This window comes from Enterobacter cloacae complex sp. 382A5 (assembly GCF_050031095.1).
Taxonomy (GTDB): Bacteria; Pseudomonadota; Gammaproteobacteria; order Enterobacterales; family Enterobacteriaceae; genus Enterobacter; species Enterobacter cloacae.
The window spans coordinates 2,491,710-2,503,098 of record NZ_JBLGVK010000001.1; the positions used below are offsets into that span (position 1 = coordinate 2,491,710).

An 11,389-nucleotide genomic window follows, 5' to 3' on the forward strand; every position below is an offset into this window, starting at 1 on the left:
GTCTTGTCTTTATTCGACATCTTCAGCGCTGGCCGCAACCGTAAAGATGGTTTCAGGCAGCGTAAATCCCTGGAGCTTCAGCAGGGCAAGCGGACCGTCACCCAGCTCACTGCGCATAACAAACTTCAGCGGGTTACCGTCCGGGGTGATCCAGACCAGCTGCGTGCGGCTTGCATCAAGAGGTGTAATTAATGCCTTATCCAGCAGCCGGATGAATCCCCAGTTCCCCTGATGGCTGGTGTAGAGCTGCATCCCGCTGTTCACGCTGCGCCAGCGAAGGCTGACACCCGGGTAATACGTGTTTCCCGGCCAGGTAAAGCTCTGCCAGCTTTCCATCTGGTTAAAGAAGTCCAGGTTCTGCTCATCAAGCGTCAGCTGCATACGGGCCACATCACGGGAAGGACGCGCTATTAATTCAAAGTGAACGCCCGCATCGCCCTGGGCAAAAACGATATCCGACAGTTCGGCCAGCTGGTTAATTGCCCGCAGGAAATCCGGGTTCACTTCCATTCCCTGGCTTGCAGAAGGATCCACCACCCAGCGGTTCCCCTCCTGGTGGAGAATGCCGCCAAGGCTGGTTTTCAGGAACGTGGCGATGCGACCTGAATCGCCGCGCAGGAACTGAGCCAGCAGCGGTAAGGAAGCATCACTGCCGGTAGCTTTAAACGGATAGCGGCCGGCAAACGCTTTATTCCACTGATCAACAATGGTCGTCTGCCAGCGGGTATTGAGGCTTTCTGCTGCCGGGGTCAGCACCTGCCGCCAGGCCAGATCCAGCGGCTGAACAAACAGTGACTGGCCGAACCCGCTCCACTCCTGGCCCAGACTCGCCGCCACCAGACTGCTGTAGTCACGTGTGTCGGTCAGGTCAATAGCCTTGCCCTGGAACACGGTCTGAGCCAGCATTTGAGACATCGCCTGTGGATCCGGCGCACTGGTGACCTGCTGGAGTTTCAGGCGTACCTGGGTAACACGGGCAAGCCAGGACTGAAAACTGAGGTTACCGTTACGTCCGGTCCCCTCTTTTCCCTCCATGAATCCCGTCAGCGGACCAAACACATCGTCCAGCGGACCGCGCGGCCCCTGCGCCTGTTCAATAAACTGCTTCACGTTCTTTTTCCGGCCAACCAGCTTTTTTGCCGAATCCACTATCGAATCCGCCAGCGCATCCCCCTTCTCGCCGGTTTTTCCCTGCCATGCCAGGGTGTTCATCAGCGCCACCAGTGGCGACTGGCGTACGTCACCGATCAGATTAAGCTGGGCGATCGCGTCAGAGAGCGAGGCCGCTTCGTGCCACTGGATGCTGTTGACCATATTCAGCCAGGCATTCCCGAAATCGGTAAAGTAACGTTCGGTCAGTCTGGACTTCAGCGCTTCCGGCGAAACATCGCTTCCGGGCTGATGAGTTTTATCCGTCAGCACCCAGTCGATTTCATCGCGGCGGGTTTTAACCACCTCATCAATTGCATCCTGCACCTGTTCTTCCCAGGCCTGGCGGGTAAACATGCCCGGCACCACTTCTTCTGTACTGAAGACGGTGGAGGCATCCGTGTCGCCGGTCATATCGGCAAGCGTTAAATCAGGCCAGTTGCTGGCAACGCGCTTCAGCATGTCCTGATACAGCCCGGATTCAGCATTACGCTGGCCAATCTGTTTGAGGAGGATCTGACGTACCGTGCCGATTAATTCAGCATCGGGCTTAATTTTCCATTCAGGGTGTGCAGGGAGATTCTGGGCATAAAAGCCCAGCAGTTTGGGTGCCATTTCCTGCCACGCACCATCCGGCGCATTCCGGCGTTTCGGCCAGGCTGCCAGCACGCTTTTTGCCAGCCAGTCTGCGTCCGCTTTGTCCGGTCGGACCATCATCAGATAACTTTTGAGCACATCGTAGGTACGCGGTGTGCCCTGTGCTCGGGCATCACTGGCCGGAGGAAGTTGCACAAAGGCATTCAGTTGCTGCCTGAGATGGTCTGTGGTGGCATCCCTCATCAGCTGCGCATTGTTCTTCTCATACAGCGGCCAGAGCGCCGTCAGCATGTCGCTATCCTGGTTAAGACCAAAACGGGTGTACCACGGCGCGCCGGTCGCCTCACGATGTTGCAGACGGGCAATGGATTGCTGTAATACGAGCTGGTTGTGCAGGCGTTCAGCCAGGGGTAATGCCGTATCCGCTGCCTGCCTGGCCGTCTCCTGCGCCTGATAAATCTGGGTACGGTTGACGATGAGAGACAACAGTGTACCGGCCCCCCATAAGACCATCAGGGAAAGCAGGATTAACCGCAGCATCTTCAGCCAGCCGAAGCCCAGTTTCCTGGCGCTGGCAGCTTCACAGTCATCAATAACAGCTTTCCATGTCGGTGTGTCGAGGTGCGTGTTCGGCACTGTTCCGGCAACGGCCAGTTCAGGGCTGAACATAACGCCGCGTAAACGCCAGGCCGCAGATCCCTGCATTAGCCCGCTGAGTAAAACGGTCAGACTGGCTTTCAGTTCCTGTCGCAGAAGGGAAGACAACCGGAGCAGACCGAAATCAGCCGGATTATTCAGTATCTGTGCCATACCGGCTTTTTGCAGGCGCTGAGACAACGTAGTAAATGCCTCACCCGCCTCTTTTACGGTGCCTTCCGGTCCGAATATCACCCCAGTCGCAGCCGTTTCTGCGTCCTGCTGAGCACCCGTGGCTTTGTCAGTCAGCCACAGCCAGACCGGGGCCTGCCAGCCCAGCAGGTGATCAGCTTTCTGGCGACAACGCAAAAAGGCATCCCGTTCGGTATCCGTCGGGAGGGCTGAGGTACTCATCACCTGAACGATGCCATCAACCGGCTGGCCGGGACGCAGACGTTTCAGTTTTGAAAGGAAGATTTCATCCGGGAGTGACTGGGCGTCGCCGCCATAAATCAGCACGTTACCGTCACCTTCCTGCCAGAGGTCATGACACAGGCCCGGTGCTGCTTTCTGGACATCGTCCGGGTTGCCCGTCACCAGCAGGAGTCGCACCTTACGCTGCCAGCGGCGTCCATATCGAAAGTGCAGGTGTTCGGACACCACGTCTTCGCTGAAGACGGGTTCATCGCCCTCTTCTTCACTGGCAATGGTGTTTGTCACCGGAGCGACAATCTGAGCCTTCTTCTGCCCCCAGTGGAAATACAACCCGGATTTACCGGCGAAGTCGAAAGCCTTCTCTGTCAGCCAGCCGAGTAACAACATCGCGGCAACCAGTATGGTGCAGAATGTGAGTATGCGCTGGCCGTCATACGGCCCGAATCCGGTGGCCGAAGCCACGTTTTCCGGAAAAGCATAAAACAGAAATGCCACAATGACCGTCAGAAAAAACGCGACAGTCACAACGGAGCCGATGAGTGTTTTGACTTTTACCTTAGACATTCTTAGGCGATTCCTTGCGAACTTCTTCTTTGGTGATGACGGCGACCCAGATGTCGTCTTTGGCAGCGGCGGGTTGTGCGGCGATAACCTGCACCCCTCGTTGTTCAAAGGCTGCATCGGCAAGCGTGATGGCAAGCCATGGAGACGCATGGCCGGTGTAGCCAAGCACCGGATCGATACTGAAATTGTCTTCTGAAAGACTAAATTCCACGCCACTTTCCTCGCAGGCATTATTCCAGCCGCTTCCTGCGGTCAGAGCTGGACCTGTAATCCAGCTCCCCCGGAGCGCGTCGGAACCGATTCTGGCCCAGAGTAATGCACGTTTAAGTGTTTTGGTCAGCGTGGCTTCAGTTCCTCTTTCCGGGCGATGAAGGCGGAGCGCATCCGGCCAGGCGTGGGCTTTGCGGTTGCTCAATACCACCATTGAGATGGCATCAGCATCTTCTTCCCGGGGAGACGCCGGTAACGACAGCGTGATGGCAACCAGAATGCCCGGATTGTCCCATCGCTTGTCCAGCCAGGCATCGAATGCGCTCAGCCCTTTTCCGGACATCAGGCGAAAAATCCTGCCGGTCTTGACTGAGAGAACGGCTTTAAGCTGCTCTTCAATCAAGGGGTACAGGTCGTTATCACAATCCAGCATCAGCCAGCATGGTAGCTCCGGCGGAAGCGGCTGAACGATCCCTTCTACACGCGTGGTCAGTTTAGTCACCGCTGCTGTCAGGGCCTTTGTTAAATCAGCCTGGTATTCTGTTAATGCTGCGTATCTGACCGGTTTGTCACATCCTCTTGGGCGGGAGAAATCGATAGCGGGTGCTGCAACTTTCATTGCCTCCAGCAGGTCATCGGCTTTGTTTCCGGCCGGAGTCTGGATGTGCGTACCAAGGATCCAGGCGCAGCGCTGACCGCGCAGAATTTCACTGTCAATGAGTGCTTCACGTTCGACATTCCGGGACTCGGCCCCCACCTGTTCGGCTTTATAGGCAAACCGGCGCAGACCGAAAAGCAGCCCCCAGGTGCAAAACGGGAGACCCAGAGCGGTGAACCAGAAGACAAAGCCGGTTCTTTCTGACGTCCAGCACCATAGCGTGAGCGCTATGCCCCCCAGCATGATAAATGCCAGGAACAGCAGCCAGCGGCGGGTGCCAGGACGCGCGATCTTTGGGGCTTTTTCGGGGATGGCATCCAGCCAGACGGGCATATTCAAGCAACCTTTGCAGCGGCAAATGAACTGATCAACGTGCAACCACAGGCGCATTTGTGACCGTGAAATGCAACCGGGATACCATGATCAAGATAATCAGGATTGCCTTCTATGATAGTTGTAGGGCCATGTCCCGGAACCGGGCAGGACACTTTGTCGCCTTTGCGGGCAACGCCGATGCCGCCGAATTTCATCGTTTCGGAAGCGGTCAGTACAGAACCGCCGTGGGATGTTTTATCGCCTTTTCTGATTATCTGAAGCATTTTATTCCTCTCCAGGGATAGGTATCCCCATGTTAATTGATGCTACTTTGTTAGCTTTTAGTGTGAAATCCAGATACATATCACCTAGCGTGTAACTGATTTTTTCAGGTGTAATTTGTGCCTGATTCGCAGGATAGGCTTTAAACACTTTATCAGCAGGGTCGCCAACTTTTATTCCACGTAAGGTAGAATACGCTGGCGTTTCTACGTTAATTGCCGAGATTATATAATCATCATCAATTGTATATTGTCTCTTATCATAATTAGCATTTGAGGAAACCAAACATAAATATGCATTGTGTATTTATATAACCCTCCGACAGTATTAGGGAAGCCTCCTATATAAGAAGAACCTGTTTCGTCTTCATCTATACCAGAAAGTTTATTGCTATAGAAAGAACCAATCCCAACCCATCTCTTATTTTTTATAACGATAAAGTCAATAATATTAATTCGAGTGTTATTATGAAGTGTGATGGTTGGATTGAACTCTTTTAGTTCTGGTTGGGAAATCCAGCCGAAAACATCTTTTCCCGAAGTTGTCACATACTGCACCAAAATGAAATCTGCATATTTTTTGAGTGCATACACATTGTCACCTTTAATGATAAAGGTGTTTTCTTTTGGGCAGAGTCTGTCAGGCGCATTATAGAGCATAACCTTTGTCTTAGCCGCTGTTGAGAATGCATTGTTTGGTATCTTGATCCCTCCGCTAAAAGCCTGTGTCGCAGCTAAATCGGAAACTACTTCACAATGATTTTTTATAGGGTGATTGTTTTTTATGTCGCGGTGTTTTAGTTGTGATTTGTCAAGCCATCCGGTGACTGACCATGACTCATTTTTTGCATAAGAAGCAGAAACATAGCCGTTGTATTCTGTATGCCCGGTTATAATGTCTCCTGGCACCAAGAAAAGATCATTTATCTTGCAAGCCTTATTCGGGGAACTGAAGAAATAAAGCCGCTTTGTGGAAGCCACTTCAAAAGAATTGTTATCCGGATTAATGTAAGTTTGCGATGCTTCAGATTTTCTTCCATACTTTTCACAATCGTCGTTCGCAAATGCAATACTTGAGTATAAAAAATTGAGATTATGAAGATAAACTTCAGAATTAGGGGGGCCTTCATTGAAAGTCCTTTTATCGCTTTGAAGTATGGGCTCTGCCTTTAGCCAGTATGTATCATCCGTATATATATGCTGAATCAACAATAACTGCTATGGTTTTGTTGGGTAGTTTTCAAACGAAATAGACTGCACAATACTCGATGAGTCAAGGCAGAAGCTTAGCTTCATATCAAAGTACTGATAAAATCTGCAACCGTCTTCAGTATCTTTATGACTACCCATTCCATATTTTGAAGTTACCATATTCCAGCTGTCGCCGACTTTTATGCCTCGTGTGGTTTTGTATTTATCATCAATAAATGTGATGGCTGATACATACGTATCATCAAAACCTAATCTTTTCTCTATTATCTCATTGGCCTGAGATATTGTCACAATTTCGTTTTTAATTGTTAAAGTCCAAGATTCGAACCCATTATTAAATCCGTGATTGTCGGGATCAGGGAGTTTTACACCAGACTCTTTAGCCCACTTATTTAATTCAGGTGTGGCCTTTCCTAAAAGAAAGGTTTCTTTGCCATTTCCTATCCATGCAAAATCACCGTAAGTTAACTCATTATTCTGTTCATCACTAGGGGCACTTTCTTCATTCTTTGCCCATCCATCAACGACAGCACCATTTTTATTAACAAAGTTTACGAAACTATATTCTTTGTTTTCTCTATACTTAAGTACTTTATCATTATTGATTATGAATGTGCTCGTCTTACAATCGCTTTTGGGTAAAGAATAAAAATAAACTCGTCCCTTTGAAGTCGCTTCTTTGGGAACAGGTTTTTGAGAGGGATTGTAAGAATAATAATTTTTGCTGGATGTGCAGGTAGTTGCAGCGATTGAACTGCCAGCAAATAACAACAATGATAAACACAAACTTAAATTGAGATGCTTCATTAATTGGTCCCTTTATAAACTGGAACATCAAAAATTAGTTCATTGTCGAAATCATGTAGTTATCTAAGACTCATGCGGGCGTATTAGCTTCTCTCTATGAAAATCAGCATGTTATTCAATTGGGTGAAATTTATCTATTTCATTCCCTTGGTTTGTGTAAATTTCTTGAGTCCCTTTTTTTACCAAGATGCTAAAAGGAGTGAGTTGCACGTTTTTACATTCTTCAAGTGATTTTTTGGTTATAGCGAATTTGTAGTATTTATTGTCAGTGTCATCTCCACTGATGTTGATACATTTTTCAGGTGCTGTAGTCAGTGCGTTTTTCTTAATGACATCTGGAATAATATTAAAAACAGTTTGTTCGTCACTTGATGGACCACTGGTATATCCGGTATTTTTTAAATCTGATAGTTTGAGCCATCCATCGACCGAATCGCCATTTTTCTTGAAATATGATGCAAACAAATATCCATTAAGAGTGGTGTATCCTGAAACAACATCACCATTAACTAAAAATAAATTACTAATCTTACATTGTTCATTTGGTGCGCTGTTGAAGTAAAGTCTTGTTTTCGATACAACCTTAAATACATTCATGGAATGATCTACATATGCTTGCTCCTTCTCGGATGTTTTGGACAGCTCCGAACAAAAGTCGTTAGCATAGGAATGGCAACAAAAACAATATAATAAGATGGATAGCATGATCTTAATCATTTCAAACCTCTGCCTTTCATATAACTACCTTTCATTATAGAAATCAACTTTGAAGCATAATTAGGGTCTGTGGCATAGCCTTTATCTTGAAGGCCATGAGCCCATTTTTCAGGATCATAGCTTTCAAATAGTGAGGCGTATCTCTTGTTTTCAGTTAAGAATCTAGTTCTGTCGGCAATACTTTCTTCAAAAGAGTTATATGCTGCAAATTTATCCTTAATTTTAATATTACTTCCATTGATATGTTCAGTGGTCCATATCTCAACAAATTCCTGTCCACTTTTAGCCTTTATTCCAAAGAGATTGAAACTATATGTCTTATTGTTTAAATCAACTGGAACCTTACGACCATACCCCGATTCATCAATGGCCTGAGCAGTTGTTATTGCCGCAGGAATACCTGATTTTTCTTGTTCTTTAAGAGCAGTCTCATAAACAGCATCAGTAAACTGTTGCTTGGTCAGCTTGCTCCAATCTATATCATTTCGTGGTTTTAGAGCCCCAAGGAACATTATTGGATGCATATGCCATAACGAGGGGCCTAGCTTCTCCGTGGTGACATCCTGCATCCATGCCATTTTATCAAGAAAATCTTCGCTGTATTTTTTCCATTCAGGAGCATCTTTCTTCAGTGCATTCAGGAATGGTTGCCAGATAGCATCGCCTTTTTTGAAATACCAGTCGCTGGGATGTTTTACGATTGTTTTCTGAATGACGTCACGATAGTCAGGATTATGAAGTGCTCTCCAGTATTCCATCGGAGAGTAACGGTCGTTTCCATTATCAATTTTATCAAGAAGGCGCTGATAATTATGCTTCACGAGAGCATGACTGGTTCGTGTATCACCGGTTGCGGCCTCGTAGAGTGAGTTGATAAGACTGCGGAAGAATCCAACAGGCTGGTTTTTTCCATCCAGGTAATCAAAACTGGCAGGCTCTGCGGTTTCCGTTCTGAAACCCAGCTTTGCCAGATCATACTGTGACAAGAGTTGAGGCTCCGCCTGGCCTTTGGGCACGTAGGCATTTTCTGGTCGCAGCAGCCAGTATTCCTGTTTTGTTGATTTATCCGTTTCAGTTGCAACCTTACTCAACGGTAGAATGCCTGTCCGCGTTGTCGACGTCGTCCCCTTTGCGAAGGTGCCTTTTGCGACATCTTTTGTGTACAGAGCAAGTCCAGGAGAGTACTTCAACCAGAGTGGGTTAGTCTCCCCCACTTTTTCCGGGTTGGTCAGGAATTTTTCCAGATTGTCATCCATGCTGGTACATTCAATATGCACCTGATATCTCGCCTCATAACCCCCATCCTTTGGTGCCTGATAGTAGCCCATATGCCCAATCGGGTCACCGGCCTTAATAGCAAACGGTGAACTGAGACTAACCGTTTTATCAAATACCATGACCTCTTTTGCAGGGGGAACCAAATGATCCCACCAGGCAGGGCCGCTTCCTGGCGCCGGTTTAATGTTGTTATTGTCGACCAGCATCCAGACTCGTTGACCCGATTTCAGCTTTCCGCTGTCAGCATTTAGTGTAGCCAGCCCATAAGTTCGTCCGCCATGGGTAGCGGTGAGGGATGTATCTGAGGCATCCCAGGTAACAGGGGTCCCTTTGTTGACATTGCCTGCACTCGCTGGTTTCTTGTCGCTGCGGCTCAAATCCATAATCAGCCAGTCGGCTTCAGAATAACCAGAGAGCGTATCCTGAGTTATCCAGTGGATGTTTTTTTCACTTTCATAGGCAGAATACGGCGCCAGATGCATATACAGGGTGTAGAAATGCAGCCCGCTGGATTCCTCTTTACCCGGTTGAATATAGTGTTTCACCAGGACGAATGAGCCGGAGAAACTCAGCGGACCGGATTCCCATGCAATCGTCATATAATCCTTGCAGACACGATAAGCAACCACTTCCCCGTCAGCCATGCACCGCACCGCCTGCTCACCTTTAAAGAGAACCGGGAAATCCATCGCTTCAAGAGGAGCTTTACCACTGAGAGCACACCACGGAGTTGTGGTATGTGTGATATGAATACCGCCATGCCACATCCCGCTACGGCCAATCGCGTACTGTCCGGTTGACTCCCCCGCTAAATGGGAGAGAATGTCTTCCTGGTTACTAAATTCCTTTCCACGGTTATTAGAGAGGATCGGCCAGACAATTTTTATAGGCTGTTTTTTCCCGTCAATATTACTATCAGAAGCAGTATCGTCAGTGTAACGATAAAGAATATATGCGGGTTTTATATTTCTATATTGCTGTCCGGGATAAAATCCTCTAAGTTGTATGAAGTCTGAAACCCAGTTCGTCCCATTAAATAAAGCAATGTGTCCATGAGGATGCCCGTCAATAGGTTGGATGACAACAACATCACCTGCTTGTTGTCCGGGTATAACTGCTGTGTCTGTAGGGCCAGAACCTGCATAAGAATAAACAGGTTTAAAACCTACGGCCTCAAAAGATGGGCCGTAATCACATGCTGACGCGGAGCCGCCGATCCTTGGTGGCGGAATTTTAATTTTGACACCTCCAGCCTCTACAGCCCTTCTTACATATGCAGCGCAATTCCCACGACTTTCAGGTTCAGCATGACTATTGATGTAACTAACTGATGCACTATTATTCCACATGGATTCAGCCTTTTTATTCCGTTACGCTGATGATTTTCCAGCTAGTGTTGATTTTTTTAAGGGAAACTCTAAGTGTGTTTTTAGATTCAGAATCATCCCCCAGAACAACCCCAACGACAGACTTGCTTCCATTATCCGTAATAGTATTGGTCTTAATGTTCAACTTCCATGAGGGGTATATATCTTGAGACTTCGTAAAATAATTAACGTCAGACTCAATCCAAACACCGTACCAGTCACAAACGTAATTCCCTTTATATTGTTTACACTCGTGTTTCTGTGAGCATTTTTTTTCTAGTTCTGATGCAGATATCGAATCGTCAGAATCATAATTACACATTGTAGAATCGGCAATGCTATCCATTAGTTGGTCAGAAACGTATTTTTTGATTAAAGCATCATTATTCTTTGAATAATCCTTAAGATATTCTGAGTAAAAGTCATGTACAATATCTTCTGGGTTTGTTGGTTCAGCAGCAAAAGCTATACGAGAGCAAGTAAAGAGGAATGCATAAATAAAAACATAAAATAAATTGTTGATTGATAATTTCATTTTCAATTCTCAGTCGTTAAAATTTGCACTTTCCAAAATTTATTTCATATATAACAATAATAGCCACAGCTTTTTATTTTAAAGTATTCAGAGCAGGGTTTTGATTGAAGTTTGTTTCTCTCCGTTAGTTCTCGTTGCAATGGCCAGTTTTTCTGAATATGAACTTCACCGAATTCATTAGCCATTTATCATTTTTGAGAACAAGGCTGATATCATATTTTGACTCACTATCAGCATGACCAAGGCTTAACCTGGCGACAACTCTACCACTGCCCACAGAAGATATTTCAACCGCGATTTCATCCACCCAGTCAGGACATATATCCTGAGCGTTGACGAAATAATCAGCACCAGTGTCATTGTCACTATTAAGTTGCTGAAGATGTTGCGTCGTATAGGTATCAATTGCGTTCTGGCTTTTTTCTGCACCACTCTTCACATCAGAATCATTCCATGCAGTGAGATAATCAGAGTAAAATGCTTTAACAACGAATTCTGGGCTTTTCGCATCGTGCGTTAATTTGTTATCTTCTCCAAAGCAGAAGTTTGAAAACATAGCAAAAACAAAAATGAAGAACAGCAATAAATTTTTGAAATTTAATGTCATAGTACATGTTTTTATGTTTAC

General features: G+C 46.8%; 9 protein-coding genes. All 9 read right to left on the reverse strand.

The features are described 5' to 3' along the window. Nucleotides 1-9 precede the first annotated feature (9 nt). Nucleotides 10-3,381, reverse strand: a complete 3,372-nt coding sequence (locus ACQG2G_RS11780; RefSeq protein ID WP_061771868.1) for an ImcF-related family protein — start codon at nucleotides 3,379-3,381, stop codon at nucleotides 10-12. Then, nucleotides 3,374-4,582, reverse strand: a complete 1,209-nt coding sequence (locus tag ACQG2G_RS11785; RefSeq protein ID WP_248078823.1) for a hypothetical protein — start codon at nucleotides 4,580-4,582, stop codon at nucleotides 3,374-3,376. Before ACQG2G_RS11785 ends, ACQG2G_RS11780 begins: the two co-directional genes overlap by 8 nt. A 2-nt stretch (nucleotides 4,583-4,584) precedes the next feature. Next, nucleotides 4,585-4,848: a PAAR domain-containing protein gene (locus ACQG2G_RS11790; protein ID WP_061772558.1), complete on the reverse strand. Its 264-nt coding sequence runs from the start codon at nucleotides 4,846-4,848 to the stop codon at nucleotides 4,585-4,587. Between the two features lie 222 nt (nucleotides 4,849-5,070). After that, entirely contained in the window at nucleotides 5,071-6,054 is a 984-nt protein-coding gene (locus ACQG2G_RS11795) for a hypothetical protein (protein ID WP_248078826.1), read from the reverse strand. Nucleotides 6,055-6,063: 9 nt separating this feature from the next. After that, nucleotides 6,064-6,864: a hypothetical protein gene (locus ACQG2G_RS11800; protein WP_061772555.1), complete on the reverse strand. Its 801-nt coding sequence runs from the start codon at nucleotides 6,862-6,864 to the stop codon at nucleotides 6,064-6,066. A 111-nt stretch (nucleotides 6,865-6,975) separates the two neighbouring features. Beyond that, nucleotides 6,976-7,461, reverse strand: a complete 486-nt coding sequence (locus ACQG2G_RS11805; protein WP_369118586.1) for a hypothetical protein — start codon at nucleotides 7,459-7,461, stop codon at nucleotides 6,976-6,978. A 116-nt stretch (nucleotides 7,462-7,577) separates the two neighbouring features. Further along, the gene (locus tag ACQG2G_RS11810; protein WP_248078829.1) at nucleotides 7,578-10,208 is read right to left on the reverse strand and encodes a glycoside hydrolase family 73 protein; all 2,631 of its coding nucleotides are present in this window, start codon (nucleotides 10,206-10,208) and stop codon (nucleotides 7,578-7,580) included. 13 nt (nucleotides 10,209-10,221) lie between these two features. Then, complete coding sequence (locus ACQG2G_RS11815; protein WP_061772553.1) at nucleotides 10,222-10,761, reverse strand: DUF3828 domain-containing protein; 540 nt, start codon at nucleotides 10,759-10,761, stop codon at nucleotides 10,222-10,224. Between the two features lie 124 nt (nucleotides 10,762-10,885). Beyond that, nucleotides 10,886-11,368, reverse strand: coding sequence for a DUF3828 domain-containing protein (locus ACQG2G_RS11820; protein WP_061772552.1), 483 nt, complete (start codon nucleotides 11,366-11,368; stop codon nucleotides 10,886-10,888). Nucleotides 11,369-11,389: the final 21 nt, after the last annotated feature.

What these genes read in the sequence shown, in the direction of transcription:
- ACQG2G_RS11780 (WP_061771868.1), bottom strand. Translation starts at nt 3,381, where the DNA reads ATGTCTAAGGTAAAAGTCAAAACACTCATCGGCTCCGTTGTGACTGTC.
- ACQG2G_RS11785 (WP_248078823.1), bottom strand. Translation starts at nt 4,582, where the DNA reads ATGCCCGTCTGGCTGGATGCCATCCCCGAAAAAGCCCCAAAGATCGCG.
- ACQG2G_RS11790 (WP_061772558.1), bottom strand. Translation starts at nt 4,848, where the DNA reads ATGCTTCAGATAATCAGAAAAGGCGATAAAACATCCCACGGCGGTTCT.
- ACQG2G_RS11800 (WP_061772555.1), bottom strand. Translation starts at nt 6,864, where the DNA reads ATGAAGCATCTCAATTTAAGTTTGTGTTTATCATTGTTGTTATTTGCT.
- ACQG2G_RS11805 (WP_369118586.1), bottom strand. Translation starts at nt 7,461, where the DNA reads ATGAATGTATTTAAGGTTGTATCGAAAACAAGACTTTACTTCAACAGC.
- ACQG2G_RS11810 (WP_248078829.1), bottom strand. Translation starts at nt 10,208, where the DNA reads ATGTGGAATAATAGTGCATCAGTTAGTTACATCAATAGTCATGCTGAA.
- ACQG2G_RS11815 (WP_061772553.1), bottom strand. Translation starts at nt 10,761, where the DNA reads ATGAAATTATCAATCAACAATTTATTTTATGTTTTTATTTATGCATTC.
- ACQG2G_RS11820 (WP_061772552.1), bottom strand. Translation starts at nt 11,368, where the DNA reads ATGACATTAAATTTCAAAAATTTATTGCTGTTCTTCATTTTTGTTTTT.